The organism is Bacillus sp. OTU530 (genome assembly GCF_038440375.1).
On the sequence record NZ_JASATP010000058.1, the window covers coordinates 1 to 26,237 of the forward strand.

Sequence of the window (26,237 nt, forward strand, 5' to 3'; positions counted from 1 at the left end):
TAGTAAATAAAATCGGGTCTATACCAAAACATGTTCTTGACTCACTCTAGGACAGAATTCCTTCTTCGCTGCACTCCAGGAGAATCCATTGCTTGTCCCCTAACGAATTGCGTGCGAAATAATGTTTTCATAAGAATAAATAACAAATCCACACAAAAACCAAAACCTTCCATTTTCTTAATGGAAGGTTATTTGGCATGTCCATTTTTAGTATAACACCTGATGATACTAAAGTTAAATTGGATGGGTTTTCGTTGAATTTCGAAAAATGACTTTTGGAAATAATATAACCTGCCTCTTTGTTTTTTCGTTTCCTTCGATTCTTTCAATTAGTAAATCTATTCCCTGACGTCCCATCTCTTCAATAGGTTGATCTACTGAGGTAAGCGGAGGATCAATGCTTCTAGATAAAATCGTATTATCAAACCCAATAATGGATAAATCATGAGGTACCCTTAGCCCCCGTTCCTTTGCCCCTTGCATGATACCGACTGCCAACAAATCATTACAAGCGAAAATAGCAGTTGGACGGTTGATAAGACCTAGTGTTTGTTTTGCAAAGTGTTTACTACTTACAGTAGAATCACAAACAAAAACCAAACTCTCATTATATTCTAAACCTGCATCCTTTATAGCCTGACGATACCCGTGTAAGCGCTCTTTACTACTCCTTGTGTTTTCAGCAAAAACTGCAATCGTTTGATGTCCTAGTGATAAAAAATGTTCAGTCACCTGATAGCCGCCTAAACAGTCATCAACATGGACACTATCTACACCAAGAGAAGGAATATTTTGGCCAATTAGCACAATGGGTAGTCCTTCACCTACTACTTCCTGCAAAATCGTATCATTTTCAAACCCGCCTGCCAAAATAAGCCCATCGAGATTTTTCTCCTTTAAACGGGTAATATACTGTACTTACTTTTCTGCATCATTTTCTGTATTGCATATAACAACAGATAATCCCAATTCATGTCCACGCTGGCAGACATTTCTTGTGATCTCTACAAATAACGGATTTTCTAGATTTGGAATAAGCAATCCTACCGTATAAGCGGACCTCTTTTTCAATACAATGGATGACCTACTTGACGTGAATTGTAATTCTTCCAAGACCTTCATTACTTTTTTCCTTGTAGCATCACTAATTGAACCCTTATTATTCATTACCATGGAAACAGTAGACATAGAAACTTCTGCTTTCTGAGCAACATCATATATTGTCGGTCTCATTTCTCACCTCTCTTATTACACTGTGTTCCTAAAATTCCCTGCTACGTCGAATTAACCGCTAGCTGGGAATTTATCCTTTCTTACAGTGAAATATAGACTATCCAAGGAACCCTCCTTGGATAGCCTAATCATTTTTAATTAATCATTACCAACGGGTGATAGCTTTGAACTAACACACCATCTCCATCTCTTACCCTTTTATTTTTTAGTTTCTATCAGATTTTGCTGAAAGAGTACCCCTACTTCAATATCTTGAAGGGGATGAGCCCAGAAATAAGTAGGGGGGTGAATTTCAGCTTTGCGAAGCAAAAAATTCTTTCATCGTGTACTGGAATTTGTTAAAATATAACCAGAACGTATGATCGCTTGTTATCTTGGAAAGAGACGAGGTGAAGAGAATGTTCATCAACAAAGCATATAAGTTTCGTTTATATCCAAATAAAGAACAAGAAGTGCTGATTGCGAAAACAATTGGCTGCAGTCGTTTTGTCTTCAATCGCTTCCTTTCTTTGTGGAACGAGACATATCAAGCAACAGGAAAAGGTTTATCCTATAGTGCTTGCTCTTCCCAACTTACACAACTAAAAAAAGAATTCACTTGGTTACAAGAGGTTGATTCACATTCTATGCAATCATCCTTGAAACATCTTGCAGACTCCTTTGACCGTTTCTTTCAGAAGCAAAATGAAGCCCCACGTTTTAAAAGTAAGAAAAATAAGGTGCAATCTTACACGACAAATATTGAAAAGAAGAATCAGCTTCCTGAAGTAAGTATTGCAGGCAATCGTATGAAATTGCCGAAGTTAGGTTGGGTTCGTTTTGCAAACAGTCGTGAGGTGCAAGGGCGTATCCTGAACGCTACTGTCAGACGAACTCCTTCTGGCAAGTACTTTGTATCCTTGTTAGTCGAAACAGAAGTGCAGGAACTGTCTAAAACTCATTCCAGTGTTGGAATTGATGTGGGTTTAAAAAACTTTGCCATCCTTTCCAATGGTGAAGTGTTTACCAATCCAAAATGGTTTCGCACATTAGAGGAGAAGTTGGCTCATGCACAGCGCATTCTGTCCAGACGTAAGAAAGGTTCTTCCAATTGGAATAAACAACGTATCAAGGTAGCACGCATTCATGAACGGATTGCTCATGCGAGAAAGGACTACTTGGACAAAATTTCAACGCACATCATCAAAAACCACGATGTCATAGCGATTGAAGATTTACAGGTAGCAAACATGCTCAAAAACGGCAATCTTGCAAAAGCAATTAACGAAGTATCATGGTCGCAATTTCGCAAGATGCTGGAATACAGAGCAAAGTGGTATGGGAAGCAAGTCATAGCTGTGAATCCACATTGTACGTCACAAACATGCAATGTATGCGGTCATACAGCGAAAGAGAACCGTAAAACACAAGCCTCATTCAAGTGTGTATCTTGCGGTCATGAAGACAACGCTGACATCAATGCTTCCAAAAATATAAAGGACTTAGCAATTGCAAACTGATTCACCTTGCAGGAGACTTGCTACAAAGTCGTTTGGACTGCCAACCGTCGGAATGACGGGCGTAGCCTAATTCATTAGGAGCCGAGAGGCTTCTGTACTTAGGAATCTCCCACGTTCAACGAACGTAGTGAGTAACTGGGGGTAATTCAAAATTGCCTTATTTTATTAACAGTCGGCTCCTCCAAGATTATCTACGCCTTTTTGTTTTTACGGGAGTCTAGAAGAACTGCTGCTACGATAATCGCTCCCTTTAAAATTTGCTGCCAGTAGGAGGATACGTTCATCAAGTCAAGTCCGTTGTTTAAAACCCCGATGATCAAAGCACCAATCATTGTTCCTGGAATCGTACCAATTCCGCCATTTAAGCTCGTTCCGCCGATAACCGCAGCGGCAATTGCATCCAGTTCATACATTAATCCAAGGCTCGGCTGTCCCGCAGAAATACGTGCTGTTAACATCAAACCTGCAATACCTGCTAAAAGACCTGCGTATGTGAAAATCATAATTTTGTAGCGATCGACTGGAATCCCGCAAATACGTGCAGCTTGTTCATTTCCGCCGATTGCGTATGTGTACTTACCAAATCTCATTTGGCTTAACATGATATGGGAAATAATACCCATGACGATGAAGATCAGGATTGGGAAAGGAATACCAGCGATTGTACCTTTTCCGATAAACATGAAGGACTCTGATAAGTTTCCGATTGGTCTTCCATCTGAATACAGAAGCGCTAAACCTCTCGCCGCTGTCATCATTCCTAATGTCGCGATGAACGGAGGGATTTTTCCTTTTGCAGAAATCGCACCATTAATGAATCCTGCTGCTGCTCCAATTGCCATACCGATTAAAAGCGGAACAAATAATGGATATTCACCCGGATGTGCATAGCTTGCAGCGACCACAGATACAAGAGCAATAACCGAACCCGGAGATAAGTCGACCCCTGTTGTAATAATGACCATTGTCATCCCCATTGCCACAATACCGATGAAAGAAATTTGTCGTACAACATTAATCAAGTTATTTACGTTTAAAAAGGCCGGTGATAAAATTGACATTAAAATACACATTGCAATAAAGATGAATACAATTCCGTACTTATTCAATATTGCTGAGATTTGCTTCTTTCTGTTAACCGAATTTGCAAGCACCGTCGGGTTGCTTACAGCACTTTCTTGCGTTTTCATTGCTACTCCTCCTTCAAGGGATTGTATACTTTCAAGAATTTATAAATTTTCAGCCATGAATAGATTCTACGCAGCAGGAAATTGTCAGAACAAATTATGAATGCAACTGCATGTTTGTCTTCTTTATTGGTATGCAACTTCTAGAATTCTTTCCTGGTTCGCTTCTTCTCTGCGTAGCTCGCCTTTCTGAATTCCTTCATGCATCACAATGACTCTATCACTCATTCCTAACACCTCTGGCAATTCAGAGGAAATCATAATAATTGCTTTTCCCTCCTGTGCCAGCTTCGACATCACCTTATGTATCTCAGCCTTTGCTCCAACGTCTACACCGCGTGTTGGTTCATCTAAGATCAATACATCAGGATCATTGAGCAGCCAACGGGCAATCAGTACCTTTTGCTGGTTCCCTCCGCTTAGGTTCATAATAAGCTGGTTTAAATGAGGTGTTTTTACTCTTAATTTCTCTACCTGCTCGTTGCATACTTTTTTCACTAGGCTGTTATTTAGATAGCCAATTTTTGAGAGATTATCAATATTGGACATAATCATGTTTTCCCGGATCGACAGCGGCAGGAATGCACCTGTCAGCTTTCTGTCTTCTGTTAATAAGCCGATTTTATGACGGATCGCTTCCTTCGGTGAATTGATTTTCACCTGCTTGCCATGCATATAAATTTCACCGGAGGTCGGAGGATCAATTCCGAAAATGCTTTCCATAATCTCGGTTCTCCCAGATCCCATCAGCCCTGCGACTCCAAGGATTTCCCCTTTGCGCACCTCAAAGTTGACATTTTGGAATTTGCCTTCTCTAGACAGGTTTTTTACCGTTAGGACAACGTCTGTAATTTCGGACGGCTCCTTATAGAACACCGCTTTAATTTCGCGGCCTACCATCATTTGAATCAAAGTATCTTGATTTAATTCGCTTGCTGGCTTTGCGCCTACATACTGCCCATCACGGAATACCGTAATATCGTCGCAAATCTTAAAGATCTCATCCATTTTGTGAGAAATATAGATAATGGAAACACCTTTTTTCACCAAGGAATCAATAATGCTGAACAGATGATCAACTTCCTTATCTGTAATGGCCGAAGTTGGCTCGTCCATAATAATTAGATCGGCATTATAGGAAATCGCTGTTGCAATCTCGACCATCTGCATATTTGCAACGCTCAGCTCCCGCATTTTGGTTCGCGGATTCAAATCAATCTGCAGGGACTGGAATAACTTTTCTGTATCCGCTATCATTTTTTTCTTATTGACCCAGCCCGTTTTGCCATGCATGGGTTCACGACCGAGATAAATATTTTCCGCAATTGTCATGTCCGGCACAGGGCTTAATTCCTGATGAATCATCGAAATCCCTTTGTTTAAGGCATCCTTAGGACCAGCAATTTGCACTTCTTGTCCTTTAAATTTAATCGCACCCCTATCAGGAGTATATACACCGAAAATAATCTTCATTAAGGTGGATTTACCAGCACCATTTTCTCCCATTAAGGCATGAACTGTTCCTTTTCGTACCTTCAGTTGAATATTGTCGAGAGCCTTTACACCTGGAAATTCCTTTGTAATACCATCCAGCTCTAAAATATATTCTATGCCCATTTTTACCCACCCCCAATAGTTAAAAGAGAAGGACTGTCTAATAAAAATTAGCAGTCCCTCATATTACCAAATTACTGACTTCGTTCCCATACCTTTCCGTAAGTGTTAACGTTATCTTTTGTAATTCCTCAAATGACACCTATCCGTGTCCCTGATAGCTGTTCACACAATTTTATTTCCATTTTTGAATAAATTGATCAACATTATCCTTCGTAACTACTTCATAAGGTATCCAATTAAGCTTTTCAACTTTTTCTCCTTTAGCAATCTTAATAGCTGTTTCAATCGCCAGACTTCCTTGTCCTTTTGCATCTTGGAATACCGTTAAATCGAGACTTCCAGATTTTATTTCGTCCAAAGCGTCCGGTGTAGCATCAACTCCAGCTACAACAATTTGATCTTGTTTCCCAGCCGCTTCAATAGCATTTTGTGCTCCAATAGCCATTTCATCATTATTAGCTACAACTGCGTCAATCTTTCGACCAGAGCTTAGCCAGTTTTCCATTAAATTCATTGCTTTTGAACGATCCCATTCTGCTGTACCTTCTGATACAATTTTCATATCAGGATATTTAGCAATAACCTCTTTATATCCAGCTGTTCTGTTAATTTGAGCCTCATGGCCTAATCCGCCATTCATGATAGCAATATTCCCTTTTCCATTTAGAAGTTTTGCTACACCTTCCATTTCAAGAATTCCAGCTTCTTTTGAATCAGACCCTACAAAAGACGCAGCATCCTTAACCCCTTTAAACAAGGCATTTACACCGATAAGTGGAATTTTAGCGTCTTTTGCCTGTTCTAGCATAGGAGTCATTGCCTCTGTATCAACTGGTTTCACGATAATGGCATTAACTTCTTGTCGAATAAAATTTTCTACTTGAGCCAGTTGCTTCGAAGAATCATTCTGTGCATCTACATAAACGATTTTAATATCTTTGTTGTTCTTACTTACCTCTTTTATACCTTCCATAATGTAAGTGGTAAATTTATCATTAAAACTTTGGAGTGAAACCCCAATAACAATTTTCCCTTCTTGCTTACCTGCCGTTGATGAAGAACCACAACCGGCTAACAGGAGTAAACCGCAAATCATTATAGAAATAAATGCCTTCATTTTCATAAGAAACATTACCCCCTTTTTTAATGTAAAATCCAAATCTTTTAAACTTTACAATACCCTTTTTGGTAGCGTTTTCTTATTACATTCGCCCCCATTCTCAAATAAATCATTCACAAATAGACAATACTGTTACTGATAATTGCTTAAACATCAATCCATGCCGATTTTTGTTAAATATTCTCTTGTTCTTTTCGCGATTGGGAATGGTTTCTCGAAAGGCGCAGGATACATATCCTGTTCCACGATGGCCCAACCGGTAAAGTCGATATCCTCTAATACTTTCACGAAGGCTGTCATATCCACCACACCTAGTTCAGGCTCGCACATAATATCCTCACTCACCGCTTTCGCAAAGGACCAGTTCTCTTCTTGCATTCTTTCTCTTACCTTTAAATCACAGCTTTTCAAGTGAAGATACGGAATTCGTTTATGATGCTTTCTCATAAAGGCAACTGGATCTCCATCTGCATACGCATGATGGCCTGTATCTAGGCAGAGATTAATATCCGTATCCTGCAAGAGTTTTTCAATTTGCTCTTCCGTTTCAATATGGCTTTGAGCATGCGGGTGAAACACCACTTCTAAACCATAATTGGCTTTCGCGTGATCCCGTATTTTTAGGATGTTAGTGATAAATTTGTCCCACTCAGCATCGTTTAGGAATTGTGGTCCTACCAATTCACCGGTAAACAGATCTGTATAGCAATCGTCAATTAAAACCACGTATTTTGCACTGTCAAATCGTAATTGAAGCTCCGCCATCTCATCGAGTAAAGCAATCAGTTCCTCTGTCTTACGATCGGATGTAAGATCGCCCACAAGCGTTGTTGCGGTTAATTCAAGATTTCGCTTCTCAAGTTCTTCTTTTAATCTATCGTACTCATTAGGAAGGTATCCCCATGGTCCTAACTCAATCCCTGCATATCCAGACTCAGCCATTTCATTCATACATCTTTCCCAAGGTGTCTGTTTTTCATTTTCTGGAAACCATACTCCCCAAGAATCTGGTGCTGTACCAATTTTAATGTTCATATTCTCTCTCCTCATTTACATAACGTCTTCGTATTTCTTTTCTACTTCTACCCATTGCTTTTCTGCGGCAGATTTTAAGATAGCGTCTACCGTTCTATCAATCTTCCAGCCAAACTCAAAATCACACGCGTATGGTGTACCTGCTGTAATAGCGGAAAGCAATTCATGCGCTTCTAACACTTTCATGTCATTGTATCCGATTGCAATTCCGGATGCAGGATAGAAAGTGCTGTATCCTTTATGATCAGGTCCAAGAAATACATTTCTGAAACCTCTGTCAGCACTGTCATCGGACGTAAAGTACACATTTACTTCGTTCATTCTTTCCAGTGAATAGTAGACAGAACCCTCAGTGCCCTGAATTTCAAATGCTAGATAATTTTTGCGTCCTGTCGCAACACGGCTTGCCCCGATCGTACCGACTGCTCCATTTTCATATTCGGCAAGAATCGTAATTAAGTCATCATTTTCTACATCAGCAAGCTCGGAGGAACCCGCTTGTTTTGGTCTTTGAGGGATCACAATCTTAGATAAAGCGTTTACATTATTGATATCACCAAGGATAAACTGGGAAATACTAAGTAGATGAGAGCCAAGGTCACCGAGCGCACCGCTTCCGGAATGTTTATTAATATGACGCCATGTGATTGGCAATGTTGGATCTAGCAATCCATCCTGATCGTACGTTCCAGAGAATCTCATAATTTTGCCGAGTTTTCCAGAAGAAACAAGTTCTTTAATATAAGCGTTTGCAGGATTCATAACATTGTTATACCCAACATAATTCACAACGCCCTTTTGTTTAGCAAGTGCAGCTAATTCTTTTGATTGCTCTGCAGAAAGGGTAAGTGGTTTTTCACAATACACGTGTTTACCGTTTTCCAAAGCTGCTTTTGCAACCTCATAGTGGAAAGCATTCGGTGTAGCAATATCGACAACATCAACCTGTGGATCCGTAACAACTTCTTGCCAGCTCTCAGCCCATCTTGAGAATCCAAACTTTTCGCATGCCAGCTTAGCTGCCTCAACATTTACGTCAGCTACCACTTCAAAAACAGGTTTTCCAAATTCAGGTCCAAATAACATTAAAGCGTTTGCAAAAGAGTTGGTATGAGCCTTCCCCATCCATCCAGCACCAACAAGTCCTATTCTTACTTCCTTCATACGTCTCTCCCCTTTTATCGTTACTATTACTTATTGCTTTTCTCTACCTCAGTTTAATATAATAAAAATGTAAATACACTAAGTGATGTTGCTTATTTACTTAATAATATTGCTATGATATTTACGAGGGGATTTTTTACATTTTTTAATTACTATAATTTTATGATTAAATGTATAATTCATTTTGAATTAAAGGAGAACACTATGAAGATCATTGAAAAAGGTGTGTTACATCAATCTGAAGTCTTCTTTCATATTCCCAGTGAATTTGCGAAGAATGCGCTTTACTGTTTGCATGATTCTGGACTATTCCACTGTAACGATAAATATGTTGTGGAAAGAGACAATTACAGCAACTATCTTATTATGTTGATTAGAAGAGGGTCCATGACCGTTAGGTATGGAGATCAGGAATTTCAAGCGCCAAAAAACACTCTCGTTTTTCTCAATTGCCATCAACCGCATATGTACCGAGCAAATGAAAATCTGCTCTTCGAATGGTTTCACTTTTCGGGCATTTCTAGTCAGCATTATTTTGATTTTCTCTTTGAGAAAAATGGCTGCGTTTTTTCAATCGAGAATAATTTTGTTATTCCAGAATGCATGAGTCAAATTCTTCTTATGGCCGAAAAAGGCAATATCAATGAGCATTTTATTTCGATGAACATTCATAAAATTATGTACGAATTGAATGAGATCTCAAATGAATCAACAGATATTCAAGAAAAAATTATCCTAAAAGCCATTGCATATATTGAAAGTCATTTTAATCTAGAGATCAATCTGAAGGAATTAGCGCATTATGTCAATTTAACCCCTTTTCATTTTTCACGTGTATTTAAAAAATATACCGGATACTCACCGTATGAATACGTTATTAACTTTCGGATAAACTATGCGAAAAAATTGCTTCATAACACCCAGCTGTCCATTAAGGAGATCTCTATTGCAGCAGGATTCAATAGTGACACCCACTTTATGACAACATTTAAAAAGCATACGAACCTAACACCAAAGCAGTTTCGCGAAATCCAATTTTAGAAAACGCTTCACTCACTATCCAAACGAACTGAGAATGCAGAGCAGCCAGCAATTCCATGAAAGGAACAACTGCATGGAATTGCTCTTTGTTTAATCGGATCTCTCGAAAAATTCCTGAAGAAAATTATAAAATAACTTTTCTGTTGGAAGCAGCATCCGTTCTTTCGGAGTGATCACGCCTACTGTTCTTGTTACATTTGGTTCAACCAATGGTATTTTCACTGTTGAGCGTGGAAAGCTATCGACTAATGTGACTTCTGGCATGAGAGTAACACCGAGACCAGCTGAAACCAATCCTTTTAATGCATCAATATCATCCCCCTCAAAGGCAACGTGCGGCGTAAAGCCCAGCTCCTGACAAGCATTCACAACAAGATCTCGAAAGATATAACCTTCAGGTAATAAAACGAATGGTTCTTCTGCTAGTTCCCGAAGTCTTAGGGAGGACCTTTTCGCAAGCGGGTGGTGAAGTGGCAAAAGAGCCAAAATATTTTCCGTAAATAATGGTTTTTGTTGCAGCTTTTTTTCTTCCAAAGGCAGTGGACCCATTAGTGCGAGATTAAAATCTCCTTTAATAACATTGGTGATTAAGTCGCGGTAAAGTGCTTGTTTCAGCTGAAATTTAGCTTCTGGATAGCGCATTCTAAATGCATAGATCACGGTTGGTAATGTATGTGCAGCTAAGCTAATTGGAAATGTAATGCGCACGGTTCCTTTTTCCGGATCTAAATATTCTTCAACCTCACGTCTCGCATCATCCATCACATTCATGGCATGCTTCATCCGTTCAAAAAATATTTTTCCGATTGGCGTTAAACGAACCCTCCGTCCGTCTCTGATAAACAAATCGACTCCTAATTCATTTTCTAAATTTACAATTTGTCTGCTTACAGAAGATTGTGCTACATGTAAAGAATCTGCGGCCTCGGTTACATGTTCGCGAATAGCAACTTCCATAAAATAGCGGATTTGTCTAAAGTCCACTTTATATCCCCCTCATCTCTTAATGCAAAAAACGCATTAATATTATCGTTTCTTTATATTGATTCGATTATTTGTTTGACTATAAAATATTCTATAATAGCAACGTTGCAAATACCTAATCATAAGAATATTTTTTAAATTTCTATTATTAACCAATAAATAGGAGACTAATATACATGATAACACTTGAAAAAGATCAATCAACGCATACAGAAAGTGTGCAAAATTATGTTAACCAAGTATTTGAAACCGTTAAAAAAAGAAATCCCAATGAAAGTGAGTTTCATCAAGCAGTTAAAGAAGTGTTCGAGTCTTTGATACCGGTTCTCGCTAAGAAACCTGAATATATCCAGCACGCCATCCTCGAAAGAATCGTTGAACCTGAGAGAGTCATCTCTTTTCGTGTACCGTGGGTTGATGACCAAGGAAATATTAAGGTGAACCGCGGATTTCGCGTCCAATATAACAGTGCAATTGGTCCATATAAGGGTGGATTAAGATTTCATCCATCTGTCAACGCGAGTATTATTAAATTTTTAGGGTTTGAGCAAATTTTTAAAAACTCTTTAACGGGTCAACCAATTGGCGGCGGCAAAGGTGGTTCCGATTTTGACCCTAAAGGAAAATCAGATGGAGAAATTATGCGTTTTTGTCAAAGCTCCATGACAGAGCTTAGCAAATATATCGGACCTGATACAGATGTTCCAGCTGGTGACATCGGTGTTGGAAGTAAAGAAATTGGCTTTTTATTTGGACAGTATAAAAAAATGCGTGGCGGCTTTGAAGCAGGCGTTTTAACTGGAAAAGGCATTGGTTACGGCGGAAGTTTAGCTCGTAAAGAGGCGACTGGATACGGCACAGTTTACTTCGTTGAAGAAATGTTACAAGATCGGAATCTTAGCTTTGAAGGCAGTACGGTTGTTGTATCAGGATCAGGAAATGTTTCCATCTATGCGATGGAAAAAGCGATGCAGCTAGGTGCTAAAGTAGTGGCATGCAGCGACTCCAATGGATATATTTATGATGGAAATGGCATTAACTTAGAGACCGTTAAACGCATTAAAGAAGTAGAAAAGCAACGTATAAGTGCTTATGTAACTGATCATCCTCAAGCGATTTATACAGAAAATTGCAATGGAATTTGGATAGTGCCATGCGATATCGCTTTACCATGTGCTACTCAAAATGAAATCGATCAAGCGTCTGCAGAACTATTAGTTTCTAATGGAGTAAAAGCAATTGGTGAGGGTGCAAACATGCCTTCTACATTAGAAGCTGTCGAGATTTTCTTGGAAAACAATGTTTTATTTGCCCCTGCTAAAGCGGCGAATGCTGGCGGTGTTTCTGTATCAGCATTAGAAATGGCTCAAAATAGCGCTAGACTCTCTTGGGCGTTTGAAGAAGTCGATAGCAAATTACACGCGATTATGAAAAACATATATCAGAATAGCAAGAAAGCTGCTCAAGAATACGGCGCTCCTGGTAACCTTGTTGTCGGTGCAAACATTGCCGGATTTGTAAAAGTAGCTGATGCTATGATTGAGCAAGGTGTTATTTAATATTTTATTATAATAAAGGTGTCTCTCCCCCATTGCAGTAAGGCATTGGGGGCATGAACTCCGATTCGATCTATTAAATGGTCATTAGTTGTTTTGTTTTTTTAAATTTATTATTACGGTAATTGAAATTACAGTGACGAGTAATCTTTAAAACTAGATCCCAGGACATCTGTACTAACCCCTCCCTGCCCTACTCGATGCTTTTTTCATCCTCTCTTCTTCACATGACCTTGGTAAACTCTTGCTACTCTTTCGTTAAATTATCCTGCTCTTGTCTTCCATAAAAACAAAGTTAAAGATTTTTTATGTTAAATTCAAATAAAAAACAACAAAGCCCATGTCAGCTGACATGGGCTTTGTCCCCGATCAGATATGAAGAGTATAAACTTTTACCTTGAAGCTTGTACTGCTAAAGAAGTTTTTCGGACTAATCCATAATAAGAAACGAGTGCCAAAAAACTAGCTGAAAAAATAACCACTCCCATTGGAACAGCTGTATGTTCACCTGCTATTCCCACAAGCGGAGCAGCCAATGAACCAAGCACAAATGGCAATAAACCTAATAATGCAGAGGCGCTTCCGGCAATATGTCCTTGTGTCTCCATCGCTAATGAAAAAGAAGTCGTAGCAATAACTCCAAGGGAACTTACTAAAAAGAATATAGGAATAACGACAGCTAACAGCGGCGCTTTTAACATAAGAGCTATTAGTAACACAATACTAGATAAGGTAGAAACAAATAAACCTATTTTCAAAAGAGTTTTCTCTGAAATGACATCTGTATAGCGGCCAACCAAATGGCTTCCAACCATTAAAGCAATCCCATTTATTCCAAATAATAGACTGAATACTTGAGGAGACACCCCATAAATATTTTGATAGACAAAAGGAGTACCCGACACATAAGCAAAGATTCCCGCAATAATAAAACCTTGTGTAAGTGCGTAGCCTGTGAATTGACGATCTTTTAATAACGACCCAAAATTCTTCAATATTTGAGAAAAGTTACTTGGCATACGTTTCTCTTGTGGTAAAGTTTCTTCTAATTTCCATGCAGTAGTTAAGAACAACACTATACCAATACAAGCCAAAACAAGAAAAACTCCCGTCCAATCTGTAAAAGCTAAGATACTGCCCCCAACAATAGGTGCAGCAATAGGACCGAGATTGTTTACTACCATCAATAACGCAAAAAACTTAGTTAGCTCCCTGCCGCTATATACATCCCGTACAACTGCCCTGGAAATAACAAGTCCACCTGCTGCTGCAAAACCTTGTATAAAGCGACTAGTGATAAAGAAATAAATATTCGGTGCAAATGCACATGTTAATGAAGCAATTAAATATAAAATCAAAAAGATAAGTAATGGTTTACGTCGGCCTTGAACATCACTCATTGGGCCAATAATCAATTGCCCCAATCCTAAACCTAATAAACATGTAGTTAAACTAATTTGCACTAAAGATGCTGTAGTATCAAATTCTTTTACAATCGTAGGAAATGAAGGCAAATACGTATCGATTGTAAAAGGTCCTAAAAACGCAAGCGAACCTAAAAGGATAGCAAGCTGTAATCGTTTTTTTCCAGTTAATTTCTCCAAGTTGTTCTCGCCTTTCTGTAAAAACAAAGATTTTCTATTAAACTCTTTAAGAATCCTTCTATCCTGTAGCTATTGAAGCGTTGAAAAAAGAAAAAGATGCCATTAAGCATCTAAATAAGACAAGTGAAATTTGCAATCAGTATGATCTATCATATGGCAGTCATGCCAAATCCATTGATAAAAATAAAAAACTGTGGTAAATTGATATAGAAACACACTTTAATTTAAATAAAGACATAGTATCCCAATTATTATTTTACATTAAAAACCCCCTTTAGTCAATCCCTATTTTCATTTTTTTAAAGGAGTGCTTGATATGAACAAAGAATCGCGGCAGGAGCAAGAACGAGTGGACAGTGTCATGGAGACAATTACGGAGCTAATCGGCAAGTTGGAAGACGAAACCGTTCGGCGTCGGCAAGAAGTGGTTGATATCCGGAAACACTTTTGGGATGAAGTTAAGGTGAATACAGATACTTTCGACGATTATCTGGAGACAATCATCAGCTTGAGACAACAGGCTCAAGTCCTATCCGTAAGCCAAAGCACCCACAAGCAAGCCTTCAAGCGGTTGTCCGCACTGCGCCGTATGCAGGAGGTGCCTTATTTCGGCCGAATCGATTTCATTGAAGAAGGAACTTCCGCAGCGGAACGAGTCTATATCGGAATCTCCACCCTCACAGATACAAGCGGAGAGAACTTCCTTATCTACGACTGGCGAGCACCGGTCTCGAGTATCTACTACGATTACCCACCCGGTCCGGCCGAATATGCTACACCCGGAGGCGTAATCCATGGCAAGCTGGAGAAAAAGTGGCAATATATCATTCGCGGCGGCATTATCGAATCGATGTTCGATACCAGTCTCACTATTGGAGACGAGATTTTACAGCAGGTACTTGGCAAAGGCACCGACACACATATGCGCAGCATAGTGGCTACCATTCAACGGGAGCAAAACCGGATCATTCGGCACGATCGCGGACGGCTGCTCATTGTGCAAGGTGCGGCTGGCAGCGGCAAGACATCGGCCGCCCTGCAGCGGATCGCTTACTTGCTCTACAAGTACCGAGATAGATTGAAAGCCGATCAAATCATCCTATTTTCGCCTAACTCGATGTTTAACAGCTATGTATCCAATGTATTGCCCGAACTCGGCGAAGAGAATATGCAGCAGGTCACATTCCAGGAGTACTTGTACCATCGGCTCAGCAACACATTTCAAGTCGAGGATCCTTACGAACAATTGGAATATGTGCTGACTGCATCGGATACCCCTTCCTACCAGACTAGGGCTGCGAGCATCCGCTTCAAAGCATCAACCCGTTTTTTCGAGACGCTCAAAACATACAGACAGTCTCTGGAATTATCCGGCATGTTATTCAAAGGAATTAAGTTTAGAGGAAAAACGATTGTCCCCGCCAAGCAAATCGTGGAAAAGTTTTATAGCAGCGATACCTCGCTCCGCTTTCACAACAGGCTTGAGAAATTGACGGATTGGCTCAATGAACGAATGAATGAAGTGGAGAAACATGAACTGACTAAGCCGTGGGTACAGGAAGAAATTGAGCTGCTTAGCAACGAGGATTATCAAAAGGCTTATACCTACTTACTGAAAAAACGCGGCTTGACGGAAGAATCGCTTAACAATTATGAGAGCGAGATCGAAGCGCTCGGTCGAATAATCGTTCGTAAGAAGCTGAAGCCGCTGCGCGAACGGATCCGCACACTTCGTTTCGTCGACATTAAAGGAATATACAAGCAGCTTTTCACCGAGCCAACGCGGATCAAACCATGGATAGAGGGCAACACACCCGAGGAGTGGACGAATATTTGCCTATCGACAGTAAAAATGCTGGACGAAGACAAGCTCTTTTACGAAGATGCTACCCCATTTTTACTGTTGAAAGAGCTGATTCAAGGCTTTCAGACGAATACCTCGATTAAACACGTGCTTGTAGACGAAGCGCAAGATTATTCTCCGTTTCAATTTGAGTTTTTGAAACGGTTGTTTCCTTCGGCAAAGATGACTGTACTCGGCGACTTTAACCAGGCAATATTCGCCCATGCCAGCGAAATGGTCGATTTCCACACGCTTACCGGATTGTACGGACCGGATGAAACGGATGCAATCAACTTGACCCGTAGCTACAGATCCACAAGGCCGATTGTCGAATTTACACGCGGACTCGTGCCCGGTGGCGAACAGATTACCCCCTTTGAACGTGATGGCGAGAAGCCTGTGCTGACGCAATTATCCGATCACGCCGAACTGCACCGCTGCATCGCTTCCAAAGTCACAGACTTGCAAAATCAGCAGTATAATACGATCGCGATTATATGCAAATCCGCTGCGGAAAGCACCGCCGCATATGAGGCACTAAGCAACGTCAAAGACATTAAGCTTGTAAAGAGCAGCTCGCTTGAATACGAGCAGGGCGTTGTCGTCATACCGGCGTATTTGGCTAAAGGCATCGAGTTCGACGCCGTCATCATTTATGACGCATCTGCGCAAGTATATGGTGATGAGAGCCTGCGCAGATTGTTCTATACTGCCTGTACCCGGGCTATGCATCACTTGCAGCTTTACAGTGTTGGCAAACCGAGCCCCTTTTTGCTTAGCGTTGCACCAGAGAGCTTACTTCTGAATTTGACTTAACAAGGGACTGGTCGGGGATTCTTACTGTAATCAACTGCTATTTAACATGATAAGAGCCAAAGAAGCACCTGCTTTGATTAACAGACAAAACAAAAGGTGATAATAGGTATAAATAAATACCACAAAGGATGATACGGTGATTTATATATATAATGATTTTGGTGGAACACATACCACTTCTTTGGCAGCAGCTTATCATTTAAAAAAATTGCCTACGGATCGAAAATTGACTAAAGAAGAAATATTATCTGTTGACTATTTCAATAAGCTGACTACTTCTGATATGGGAAAGATTATTTTTCATGGAGTAGATGAGGATGGAAACTCTGTTTATACAATCGGTCGAGGGGCCTCCAAACATGTTGTTTCAGCCTTAAAAAACCTAAGCCTATTATTGCAGGTTAAGTATCAATGTCATGAAAATATCGTTTTTTCCAACACATCACCAACTGTTCCATTTGCTATGACAATTGGAGGATTATTTTCCAGAAGGTTAAAAATCGATTTCATCGGTGTACCATTATTAATTTTAGGGGCCAAACAATGTTGTAATAATATCCTTCGGCTGGTTGAGCACACAAAACAAATAGGAAAGTCGACGACTGAAAAAGTAACTGTATTAGAGAATAAAACCTTTAAGTAACAGGTTGTATTGTACAGTAATGTTGTAACAATAGATAACTCTTAGTTTTCCTGTATTTGATTTACATTTTATGCTATTTCTTTCCGGTAACAAATTGGCTGAGTGTAACTATTATGTACAAAGTAATAAGTGTGACCGTCCGAAAAACAGAGTCTATCGTATTTCTCATATTTTAAATTCCTTTTTTAGTTTTTTTATCACCATGGCTATAAGTTAGTTAGCGATTTATATAAACAACCATAGAATGCCTTAAAATATGAAATATATGTATGAGAATTAACGTTCAATAACATTGGTTATGTGAACACGAAAGCCTCCAGTTCGCTTAATTAGAGAGCTTTTGGCAGGCTCTTATGTATATTGAATCTCGATAATTCCATGTTACGTAAACTAATATGTATAAGATACACATTGTTCGAATACAAAGAAAAAAAAGCTATACTTCTACGTAATGTAGCAATATAGCTTTTTTCTTTTAGAAACAACAAATCAAATGTGCGACATAGCCTTCCAAATAGATCCAGAGGGCTGTTCATCTATTCCAAACCTCACTGCCATTTCTGGGTTGGTCCTTATATCAGATGTAGTGAGTAAGAGACCCACATCAGTGCATAAAAAGGAAAATTAATGAAATTTTTACATAAAAATACTTAAATATCTATTTAATTGAGGTAATATAGAATCAATAGCTATTAACTTAGTAATCAATAATGACTAAGTACATGACTGGACCAAGGAGATGAAGCTTATGTCAGGATCGACACAGGTGGCTCGTTCCCACCTTAGTGCTGCAGCCCTCGTGATTTCAGGAATATTATTTGTACTTTGCCCAGCGATCCGTCCCTTTTCCAATGAAACATCCTTACAAGGCGCCGCAGCTTTCGCCTCTACCGAATGGCTGGTGGCGCATATTCTAGCCATGATCGCTTTCACACTACTACCGCTTGGTTTACTTGGGTTTTATAACTCCTTACAAGAGGGAGCCGTGAAGTCGCTAGCGTATTGGTCTGTCATCATGTGTTGGATAGGGATAGGTCTAACTTTGCCTTTTTATGGAGGAGAAGCGTACGGTCTACACGCTTTAGGGCAAGAGGCAATAAAGCAACAGAACCCCGCTTTGATTAGCCTAGCAGCTGACGTTCGTTCTGGTGCAGGTCTTGTTATGTTCCTGATAGGACTCCTCCTACTCGCCATTGCTGCGGTTATACTTGCTATCGCGATTTGGAAGTCCGGCAGGTACCAGAAATGGAGCGGCATCCCCTTCGCTTTTGGAATGTGGCTGTATATTCCGCAATTCTTCGGTGGGCAACCGCTCCGAGTGGCACATGGACTGCTTGTCGCCCTTGGTTGTCTATGGATAGCGGTAGGCTTATGGAAGCAAAGCAACCAAAATAACAACCAGAAGACAAAGTCAAGCACTTACATCACTGGAAAATCCTGAATGTAGCTCTATTATCAGTCGGCTATTCAACTAGTTAGCTGGCAAAGATTTTCATAGTCTGAACCTGAAGATACAGATTGAAAAGCAAACAGATTCAGCCTTTTTATGGTAAACATCCTCCAATCGAACACAGGGGATTCTGGTGCAAAAAGCTCAATACAATTGCAAGCAATCTACTGATACTAGTTCATATCCTACGTTTTTTATCAATTATCTTTGCACCAGAACCATTTTTGTTACTGAACTTACATTTCCTGTTCCATCTTTCGCTGCTACCTTCAACACTGCTCTCATCTAATTTTGGATAAAAAGACAGAATACAAAATAGCATGGTACTTCCTGTTTCCTAAGCAGTTGGATTATTAATAACCCGAAGACATGCTTCTCCGGCAGTCCAACCAGTATAAAATATTTAATACAACTACGCATCCTAGAGACACTATACACCAAAAGCAAATTGCATGTATCCAAACGAGTTCTGCATAAGTTAAATAAATAGAAAAAATGAGTCCAATACTAAGAAGAATGCCGAGCAATAACCGGGTGATTTTATCAGAGAGAATCGGAATCTTGCATAATAAACTAAATACTGACAAATAAAACAAGATTCCCAGAAAGGAAACCGGCATCGAACCGATTTCCGCATACTGGCTGCTATTCACTGTTTGGCAGTCCCCAACCGGACAGACAAAGCCTCCCAACTGTTTGGCAAAGTAAAGATAAACTGAAATCGCCCATCCAATGCCGGCAACCACTTGACCAAACAACCTTGTCATCCCGATCATCCCTTCTTCAGCTCATCCAGCATTTTTAAAAATTTCCCTTCATCGAAGCCATCCAGCCGCTGGATGACCTTTCCCTCTTCATCAATCAGATAAAAAGTTGGAAAGACTTTGATTTTTAAATCCTTCTGTATTTGTTCATCAGCGTAAACGATTGGAAACGGAAAAGCATGCTCTGCTTTCACCTGCCTATACGCTTCCTTCCCCCCTTTTCCAACCATCACAAAGTGATATTTTTGCAGAATGTCGCTGTTTTTCTCTAAGGTAGGATAGGTACTTTGGCAAACCTCGCAATCAATTCGGGCAACCATGACCACATAACGCTCTCCCTTCCATGCTTCTAGACGAAATGAATCCCCTTCTACCTCTTCGCCGCTTATTTGCGGAAATGCCTCTCCTTGCTTGATTCCCCCCAAATTTAAAAAGACTTGCGCCACTACTCCCGGGTTGTTCATAGCCCAAATTCCTACAAGGGGAACAATCGCCATCATAAAAAGTAAAATCCATCTTTTATTGCTTTTCATAAAGATACCCCCTCATTCTGTTGCTCGCTCATCCGGTTTCGGTAAAATTGCGCATAGTGCCCGTTGTTTTGAAGCAGTTCATGATGAGATCCCATTTCTACAATTTCCCCCTTATCCAGCACAATAATTGTATCTGCATCTAAAATGGTGCTTAAACGATGTGCAATCACGATACGGGTGCAGCACAGCCGGGCCAAATTCTCCTGAATACGTTGCTCTGTTGTAACATCTAGTGCACTTGTCGCTTCATCCAACAGCAAAATGGCAGGCTGGTGTGTTAAAGCTCGAGCTAAGGCAATCCGCTGCTTTTGACCGCCAGAAATATTACTTCCTGTTTCTGACAGCAATGTTCCATACTGCATTGGCATTCGCATAATATCCTCATGTATTTCTGCCAGTTCAGCCGCCGCCCGGACCTGTTCGGGTTTCAACTCAGGGTTATGAAAGGAAATATTTTCATAAATGGACCGATTGAAAACTGTCGTATGCTGCATCACTACTCCCATTTGTTTTCTTAACATTGTTTTGTCCAAGTTATTTACATTTTCGTGATCGAACCAAATAGAGCCTTCAGTCGGGGGATATAGCCCCAATAACAAGCAAGCCAACGTACTTTTTCCAGAACCGGATGACCCGACAATGGCCACCTTCTGACCGGCCCCGATATGAAGCGATACATTGCGAACGACCTTTGGACTAAATGGACTGTATTGAAAGCTCACATTCTCCAGCCGGATTTCCCCGTTGAGCCGATACACATCGCCTTCGCTTTCCTTACTCTGTTCAACAGAAGCGCCAACAATATCCATGATTCGATTAAAGTACGTTCCCATAACAGCCATTTGTGTTCCTGTCGTTACTAACGAATACAAGGGAACTAAAAATCCGATAGCAAGTGAATAAAACCCGAACATGGTTCCGACTGTCATGTTTTGTTCGAGCACCTGCCAACTTCCCATCCACAATAGAAGCAGCGGGGCAGCATATTTAAGTACAGAGTTGATTGTTTCCATATAAGCCGTTGTGAATCCACGCTTCTCGGCCGCTTTGAGCTGCTCCTGAAACAGTTTCAACCATTGCTCATAAGCAAGCCGTTCCGCCCCCTCCGATTTCACAGCCAAAATGCCATGTATCGCTTCCGTCAAATAACTGGCAGCCGCTGTTTGGCGAAGGATCTCTTCCTGGGTCAGACGCTTGATTTGTGGATTTCCGATAAGGAGCACCGCGACCTGCAGAGCTCCAACCAACAGAATATAGCCTGTCAGTACAGGGGAATATCTCAGCATATATAGCAAAAACATAATGACCAATCCACCGTCTAACACGATGTTGACAGTTCGAGAGGAGAGAATCTCGCGAATCATCATATTGCTGTTTGCCCGTAAAATCAGGTCACCGCTCGTTCTCAGTTGAAAAAACTGGTAAGGCAGCCGAAGCAGCCGTTCAAAAAATCGGCTCATCAAACGCAAGTCTAATCGGTTCTGTAATTGGACGAGAATCCTTCCCCGAAGCAAGGAAATAATGGTATACACTATCATTAAAGAAATCATGCCGATCAGCACTTGCCCCATATAAGTCGCATCCTCCGGGAGGATGACATAATCCAGCAAATACCGTGTAGCCATTGGTGTAATCAATGCCAGCAATTGAATCCATAGCGTCCAGACCAGTACGGAGGAAACCAACCAGGACTCGTTTTTGAGAAACTGAAGGTATTGCCGCCAGACCGATTCTTTTTTCCATCTTGTAAAGGAAGGTCCTGGCTGCAAGAGGAGAACCGTTCCCGAAAATTCCTGTTCGAGTTCCTTCAAGGAGAGAATGCGCCGGCCGATTGCCGGGTCGATAATAAACACCCGATCCCCCTTGATTTTCTCCAACACGACAAAATGATCACCTCGCCAATGCAAAATAGCAGGTAAAGGCAAGTTTTGTAATTGTTCGGCTGCTGCCCTATGGCCGCTGCCCGTCATACCTAGGGATTGTGCGATATCACGGAGAGTGCGCAGGTTTGTTCCGTCCCTGCCCCCGCCGCCGCGATCTCGAAGCTCCGATAGAGGGACTTCGCTTTTATAGTAAGAAAAAATCATTGCTAAACAGCATAAGCCGCACTCTGATTGCTCCATCTGTTCAATAAACGGAACCTTGGAGCGTCTGGTGATACGAACAGTATTTCTAGAAGCGGATTTCGTATCTTCCATTGTTATGCTCTCCTTTTTCTTTTCGTGTAGGGCCGGCTAACGTTAAAACGGAAGGAACAGCATCCGGGTCAGCAAGTCTTAATAAGCCATAGCCGACTCCAGCCAATCCTGTCATCAATCCAGGTGTTTCTAACCCATGCGGAATACCGCAAATCCACCCGTTCATTTCAGCTTCCTGCAAAACGCGAGTTCCACAGGCTAAAGCTGTTCCCTTCCAGGACTCCTGTCCGGGAAGCTCTCCAGCAAGAAGCATTGTATCTATATTTCCTAAATCCCCATGGCACAGGCAATGACTTACCCCAAAACCATTACGCAGCGTCGTATCCAAGGCAATCTCAATCTCCTCCTGAATCGTGTCATCAGGATACAACTGGTAGGATTTGATCCTCCCCATCGCTATCCCAGCCGCCCCATGGCACCACTTAATCGCTGCCGTGCTGGCTGAGCGTTTCAATTCATCAGGACGAACATCAGCCCAGTTCCCGGTTTCATGCTCAAACAAAGTTCTTTCAAAGGCCAATGCCTGCCATGCAGCCTCTAGAAATCGTTCATCGCCGCTCACTTTAGACAATTCCATCAGGGCCCATGAAAAACCCGCTGCTCCATGCGCGAGCCCGCCTATCGGAACACACCCTTCCTTCTCAAATGCCCAGCCAATCCCTGTTTTTAGATTCCTAGCCTTATTGAGTAAATGATCTCCCGCTTTCCGGGCTATATCCAATGCTTCTTTGCTTTTGGTTAAATGATAGATTCTTAATGCTACTACGATTACTCCCGCAGAACCGGCCAGTAAATCGTACAGCGTATCCTGCTCAATCAGCGGTTCTATTTTTTGGAGCAAGCGCAAAGCCTGATCCATAAGCTCCGGTTCCTCCCACAACAAAGCTAAATGACTTAAGACATACGAACCGGCCGCCCAGCCGTTAAATGCGGAGATGGATGGCAAGGTGAAATCCGCTTCCCAGAAGCGATAGGCTGCCCGGACCGCCGCACGCGCCGCTTCTTCAAATACCGGATCCCCGCTTTCTTGCGATAAATAAGCAAAAAACAATGCCATTCCAAGAACACCATCGTACAGACTCGCGTCCATCGGAGTAAACATTAATTGTTCCCACTCATCGGACCCTAGCCCGATCCAGCATATATCACTTCCGTCTTGCCCCCAAATGGCCTGATCCAGCAAAGTCTTTCCGACTCCAACCGCAGCGTCCAGAAACTGCTTCCGATCGGCCGGGTGCCTAGGCGTCTTCGATACAGCCCGTAAAGAAGTTGGGGAATTTGAAATATCTCTTCCGGCAATCGTTGTCATGGACATACGGATAAAGTGGCTTTGCTTCTTACAATCTTCTAAACTAAATCCTCGCAGTCTTTCAAGTACCAGCTCCAGAGCAGTTTGCTCGTAAAAGTCTTGGATTCTCTTCCCTCGTCCATCCCACAGATCCCGTGAGTTTGCCCTGCTGTGAAACATAGGAATATCTCCCCGCAGCATATCCGCCGTTTCCGACGGAACAAGCCCAGCTATAGAAGGCTGATGCTCCACCGCCCGCCACATGAAGTCAAATAGTTGGACACGGGAGAGCCCTTCCTTCAAGTAGTTTGGATGCAGACTAGCATTAAGCATTGTTGCATAATTATACGTATGTCGAACAACCGAACGGACAGGATCATCAGCAAAGGACAGCAAAGGGCCTTCCTCTGCCATAAGCTCCTCTCGATAATCGATAAAGAGATTGTAGGTTTGTTGAAATCCCTCAACAAGCTCTTCAATATACAACTCCGCCCTTACCTCTTCCCCATTCAACTTCGGACGATTGTGGCCGCCTTTTAAGAAGCCCTTCGCCTGCACTAATTTCATTTGATCTGTCCGGATATGCTCATAGCGATAAACTGGCCGGGGCAGCTCTTGGCCTGCGCGTCCTCCGATTGCACTTACCTCCATCCCGCGAAATGTCCCTGATTTAAACAGTGACACCGGCAGCATACCGGTCCTAAGGACAGATTGATTCAGGATTCGGGCCGCATTCTGCAATGCACTTGCTTCCGTCTCTTTCATCGGAGCTATATTTTGAAACAGCGCCTCGACATCAACCAGAAATGGATGTTCCCCGCAGGCCATCACATTTTCCAAATGAAAATCTGTTGCATATAGCAAATAAAGTACAGCTACATAGCCACCCATCCGTTGGTAAAAGCGGCTGATTTGATCACGTGTTTCGCATCCTTTAGGCTCTATCCACTCTTCCCAGCCGTAGTCGGGACGAGACAGAATCTCTAAGGTACGAAATGCTGGATGGCTTCCCCGTTCATTCATCCAGCGGAGAAATTGTTGGAAGTGAATATCCGCAGATAGAGATCGAGGCTTATAAACAAGCTGTTCTCCTGAAGAAAAACAGAAAATCATGACACTTCGGCCACGGTTATGCTGATCCCCTGCCTTAGTATCAATGTCAACCAATTCACGAAAATCACCATTGAACATGTGTGTAATAGCTTCATGATCCTCTAAGAAGCGCTCAACCGCCTCCAGCAACGCAAAAACCAAATCATTTGTGCCCTCCGCTAGCAGACGGGCCAACGTCGGATACTCCTGCAGAAGCTGATATATCGCCTGTTTTTCCTGCAAATTCTCGCGTACAAATGATTCAAACCGGGCTTCTGGTGTATCCCCCTTCAATTTCTTTTGAATACGGGCTACATTCAGTTCGTAAACCAACACCCGACCAGCCATTGCATGAATATGCTGATGAACAGCTCTTACAAGAACAGAAACAAGCTCTGATATTTTAAAAGGCAGTTCAAGCCGAGACTTACTCCATTCTTGGCATTGATCTAGCACTTTCCTCTTCCCCCAGGCCATAAATGGAACCATAAACGGATAGAACGGGGATTGGGAACGATCGATTCTCTTAATCTCCTCTTCTGTTAAAGAAAGATCCACAGAAAAAATGCATTCCAAGATTTTAAGCCATTCTTTTTCTTTATATGGGATCGGTTCATTAGCTCCACCCAGGATTTTCTGAAACGCATGGTAGTCAAGGCCGTCTTCCTTTAAACGGTATAGCAGCAATTCCGGAGTCAATCCCGTACGGCTGCACCATTGACGAACATGCCTTTCCCCGTCCAGTTCCGGGATGGAGGAATTCATTTTTCGTTCTGTCAAATACAAAGCGTGATTCCAACTAAGAAGATTGGTATCAGAAGATTTGATTACCACCTGCATCACTCCTTACCCTTATTATGCTTATCAAAGGCAGAGGAATCTCCCTGCCTTCGTTTTGTTCGTTAACATCCGCAGCCAAATGTATAGGAACAAATCCAACTGCAAGGCATACCATCTGCTCTGCTTTTTGGCCGCTCATAAAAGAAGTTAATTATTAAACAGTCTACCTTTTCCAACTTTGCCGTGCTATCAATTTTTCTTCTAACAGGTCCATTCACAATCTAATGTATAGGTGCAAATCCAACCGCAGCCGACAGGTCTTCCTCCTGCCACTTGCTCCAAGTCTTCATCACTCATAGAAGGGATCAATTCTTGAAGCTCTTCCTTTTTCCATTCCGCCATTTTGCATTCCTCCCTATAGTTTCTCTAGGGCCATTCGGCTCTTTGATTATGCAGGCAGCACTGCTTCTGCATCTGTAAACCCATCCTAAGGAAAACTTTTATATGAAGAAGGATGATTTATGATCTCCCCTTCTTGCATGGCCCCGCATAGGCTTTATTTAGTCTCTAAAAAACCATAAAAATTCCCCAAATCCAATATAGCCAATTCTAAATGGACAGTTTATAATATTAGATTAGGAGAATTAACTAAAGCATCTTCTTAGCAAATAGAAATATTTTCAGAAGACATTATTACATAGCCATTCTGGTTCATGGCACGTTCTTTTTTCTATTACTCTTTGCTGAGTCTTTAATTACCAAAGACAGGGGAGTCCCCTGTCTTCATTCT

General features: G+C 41.4%; 20 protein-coding genes. 6 read left to right on the forward strand and 14 right to left on the reverse strand.

Translation table 11 applies throughout. The features are described 5' to 3' along the window. Positions 1-234 precede the first annotated feature (234 nt). Entirely contained in the window at positions 235-909 is a 675-nt protein-coding gene (locus AAHB12_RS26655; RefSeq protein ID WP_342048298.1) for a LacI family DNA-binding transcriptional regulator, read from the reverse strand. 9 nt (positions 910-918) lie between these two features. Beyond that, positions 919-1,233, reverse strand: a complete 315-nt coding sequence (locus tag AAHB12_RS26660) for a LacI family DNA-binding transcriptional regulator (protein ID WP_342048251.1) — start codon at positions 1,231-1,233, stop codon at positions 919-921. A 398-nt stretch (positions 1,234-1,631) separates the two neighbouring features. On the opposite strand from AAHB12_RS26660, the gene tnpB reads away from it, so the two are divergent. Continuing rightward, a complete protein-coding gene (gene tnpB, locus AAHB12_RS26665; RefSeq protein ID WP_342048254.1) occupies positions 1,632-2,732 on the forward strand; it encodes an IS200/IS605 family element RNA-guided endonuclease TnpB in 1,101 nt (366 codons plus the stop codon). A gap of 191 nt (positions 2,733-2,923) precedes the next feature. Here tnpB and AAHB12_RS26670 read toward each other — a convergent pair whose 3' ends face one another. The 5 genes from AAHB12_RS26670 to AAHB12_RS26690 form a co-directional block, all read right to left on the reverse strand. After that, positions 2,924-3,922, reverse strand: a complete 999-nt coding sequence (locus AAHB12_RS26670; RefSeq protein WP_342048256.1) for an ABC transporter permease — start codon at positions 3,920-3,922, stop codon at positions 2,924-2,926. Positions 3,923-4,045: 123 nt separating this feature from the next. After that, positions 4,046-5,536 (reverse strand): sugar ABC transporter ATP-binding protein, encoded by a 1,491-nt coding sequence (locus tag AAHB12_RS26675; protein WP_342048258.1) that lies wholly within the window; start codon positions 5,534-5,536, stop codon positions 4,046-4,048. 172 nt (positions 5,537-5,708) lie between these two features. Beyond that, positions 5,709-6,659: a sugar ABC transporter substrate-binding protein gene (locus AAHB12_RS26680; protein WP_342048259.1), complete on the reverse strand. Its 951-nt coding sequence runs from the start codon at positions 6,657-6,659 to the stop codon at positions 5,709-5,711. A gap of 150 nt (positions 6,660-6,809) precedes the next feature. Beyond that, the gene (locus tag AAHB12_RS26685; RefSeq protein WP_342048261.1) at positions 6,810-7,691 is read right to left on the reverse strand and encodes a sugar phosphate isomerase/epimerase family protein; all 882 of its coding nucleotides are present in this window, start codon (positions 7,689-7,691) and stop codon (positions 6,810-6,812) included. A 15-nt stretch (positions 7,692-7,706) separates the two neighbouring features. Next, positions 7,707-8,855 carry a Gfo/Idh/MocA family protein gene (locus AAHB12_RS26690; protein ID WP_342048263.1) on the reverse strand — a complete coding sequence of 383 codons (1,149 nt, stop codon included), beginning with the start codon at positions 8,853-8,855 and terminating at the stop codon, positions 7,707-7,709. Positions 8,856-9,059: 204 nt separating this feature from the next. Between AAHB12_RS26690 and AAHB12_RS26695 the strand changes: the two genes are divergently transcribed. Continuing rightward, entirely contained in the window at positions 9,060-9,896 is an 837-nt protein-coding gene (locus AAHB12_RS26695; protein ID WP_342048265.1) for an AraC family transcriptional regulator, read from the forward strand. A gap of 90 nt (positions 9,897-9,986) precedes the next feature. On the opposite strand, the gene AAHB12_RS26700 is transcribed toward AAHB12_RS26695, so the two are convergent. Further along, positions 9,987-10,880 carry a LysR family transcriptional regulator gene (locus AAHB12_RS26700; RefSeq protein ID WP_342048267.1) on the reverse strand — a complete coding sequence of 298 codons (894 nt, stop codon included), beginning with the start codon at positions 10,878-10,880 and terminating at the stop codon, positions 9,987-9,989. Positions 10,881-11,056: 176 nt separating this feature from the next. Between AAHB12_RS26700 and gdhA the strand changes: the two genes are divergently transcribed. Further along, positions 11,057-12,439, forward strand: coding sequence for an NADP-specific glutamate dehydrogenase (gene gdhA / locus AAHB12_RS26705; RefSeq protein ID WP_342048268.1), 1,383 nt, complete (start codon positions 11,057-11,059; stop codon positions 12,437-12,439). 389 nt (positions 12,440-12,828) lie between these two features. Here the strand turns inward: gdhA and AAHB12_RS26710 are convergent, their stop codons facing one another. Further along, the gene (locus AAHB12_RS26710; RefSeq protein WP_342048270.1) at positions 12,829-14,040 is read right to left on the reverse strand and encodes a multidrug effflux MFS transporter; all 1,212 of its coding nucleotides are present in this window, start codon (positions 14,038-14,040) and stop codon (positions 12,829-12,831) included. A gap of 316 nt (positions 14,041-14,356) precedes the next feature. Here AAHB12_RS26710 and helD point away from each other — a divergent pair, with 316 nt between their 5' ends. The 3 genes from helD to AAHB12_RS26725 all read left to right on the forward strand — a co-directional run bounded on the left by helD (position 14,357) and on the right by AAHB12_RS26725 (position 18,783). Then, positions 14,357-16,699, forward strand: coding sequence for an RNA polymerase recycling motor HelD (gene helD, locus AAHB12_RS26715; protein ID WP_342048271.1), 2,343 nt, complete (start codon positions 14,357-14,359; stop codon positions 16,697-16,699). 136 nt (positions 16,700-16,835) lie between these two features. Further along, positions 16,836-17,342, forward strand: coding sequence for a DUF3189 family protein (locus AAHB12_RS26720; RefSeq protein WP_342048274.1), 507 nt, complete (start codon positions 16,836-16,838; stop codon positions 17,340-17,342). 748 nt (positions 17,343-18,090) lie between these two features. Then, positions 18,091-18,783, forward strand: a complete 693-nt coding sequence (locus AAHB12_RS26725; RefSeq protein ID WP_342048276.1) for a hypothetical protein — start codon at positions 18,091-18,093, stop codon at positions 18,781-18,783. A 362-nt stretch (positions 18,784-19,145) separates the two neighbouring features. Here AAHB12_RS26725 and AAHB12_RS26730 read toward each other — a convergent pair whose 3' ends face one another. From AAHB12_RS26730 to AAHB12_RS26750, 5 genes are all read right to left on the reverse strand, one after another. Next, the gene (locus AAHB12_RS26730; RefSeq protein ID WP_342048277.1) at positions 19,146-19,559 is read right to left on the reverse strand and encodes a vitamin K epoxide reductase family protein; all 414 of its coding nucleotides are present in this window, start codon (positions 19,557-19,559) and stop codon (positions 19,146-19,148) included. A 5-nt stretch (positions 19,560-19,564) separates the two neighbouring features. Further along, complete coding sequence (locus AAHB12_RS26735) at positions 19,565-20,089, reverse strand: TlpA family protein disulfide reductase (RefSeq protein WP_342048280.1); 525 nt, start codon at positions 20,087-20,089, stop codon at positions 19,565-19,567. Continuing rightward, positions 20,086-22,287 (reverse strand): peptidase domain-containing ABC transporter, encoded by a 2,202-nt coding sequence (locus tag AAHB12_RS26740; protein WP_342048282.1) that lies wholly within the window; start codon positions 22,285-22,287, stop codon positions 20,086-20,088. The genes AAHB12_RS26735 and AAHB12_RS26740 overlap by 4 nt, the downstream gene beginning before the upstream one ends. Next, the gene (locus AAHB12_RS26745; RefSeq protein WP_342048283.1) at positions 22,262-25,501 is read right to left on the reverse strand and encodes a type 2 lanthipeptide synthetase LanM family protein; all 3,240 of its coding nucleotides are present in this window, start codon (positions 25,499-25,501) and stop codon (positions 22,262-22,264) included. Before AAHB12_RS26745 ends, AAHB12_RS26740 begins: the two co-directional genes overlap by 26 nt. Before the next feature lie 207 nt (positions 25,502-25,708). After that, positions 25,709-25,849 carry a type A2 lanthipeptide gene (locus AAHB12_RS26750; protein ID WP_342048285.1) on the reverse strand — a complete coding sequence of 47 codons (141 nt, stop codon included), beginning with the start codon at positions 25,847-25,849 and terminating at the stop codon, positions 25,709-25,711. Positions 25,850-26,237 lie beyond the last annotated feature (388 nt).

Bases quoted from the DNA above. Each gene is read 5' to 3' on its own strand.
- AAHB12_RS26685 (WP_342048261.1), bottom strand. From the start codon at position 7,691: ATGAACATTAAAATTGGTACAGCACCAGATTCTTGGGGAGTATGGTTT.
- AAHB12_RS26660 (WP_342048251.1), bottom strand. From the start codon at position 1,233: ATGAGACCGACAATATATGATGTTGCTCAGAAAGCAGAAGTTTCTATG.
- AAHB12_RS26675 (WP_342048258.1), bottom strand. From the start codon at position 5,536: ATGGGCATAGAATATATTTTAGAGCTGGATGGTATTACAAAGGAATTT.
- AAHB12_RS26670 (WP_342048256.1), bottom strand. From the start codon at position 3,922: ATGAAAACGCAAGAAAGTGCTGTAAGCAACCCGACGGTGCTTGCAAAT.
- AAHB12_RS26690 (WP_342048263.1), bottom strand. From the start codon at position 8,855: ATGAAGGAAGTAAGAATAGGACTTGTTGGTGCTGGATGGATGGGGAAG.
- AAHB12_RS26750 (WP_342048285.1), bottom strand. From the start codon at position 25,849: ATGGCGGAATGGAAAAAGGAAGAGCTTCAAGAATTGATCCCTTCTATG.
- tnpB (WP_342048254.1), top strand. From the start codon at position 1,632: ATGTTCATCAACAAAGCATATAAGTTTCGTTTATATCCAAATAAAGAA.
- AAHB12_RS26725 (WP_342048276.1), top strand. From the start codon at position 18,091: ATGTCAGGATCGACACAGGTGGCTCGTTCCCACCTTAGTGCTGCAGCC.
- AAHB12_RS26730 (WP_342048277.1), bottom strand. From the start codon at position 19,559: ATGACAAGGTTGTTTGGTCAAGTGGTTGCCGGCATTGGATGGGCGATT.
- AAHB12_RS26695 (WP_342048265.1), top strand. From the start codon at position 9,060: ATGAAGATCATTGAAAAAGGTGTGTTACATCAATCTGAAGTCTTCTTT.
- AAHB12_RS26735 (WP_342048280.1), bottom strand. From the start codon at position 20,089: ATGAAAAGCAATAAAAGATGGATTTTACTTTTTATGATGGCGATTGTT.
- helD (WP_342048271.1), top strand. From the start codon at position 14,357: ATGAACAAAGAATCGCGGCAGGAGCAAGAACGAGTGGACAGTGTCATG.
- gdhA (WP_342048268.1), top strand. From the start codon at position 11,057: ATGATAACACTTGAAAAAGATCAATCAACGCATACAGAAAGTGTGCAA.
- AAHB12_RS26680 (WP_342048259.1), bottom strand. From the start codon at position 6,659: ATGAAAATGAAGGCATTTATTTCTATAATGATTTGCGGTTTACTCCTG.
- AAHB12_RS26740 (WP_342048282.1), bottom strand. From the start codon at position 22,287: ATGGAAGATACGAAATCCGCTTCTAGAAATACTGTTCGTATCACCAGA.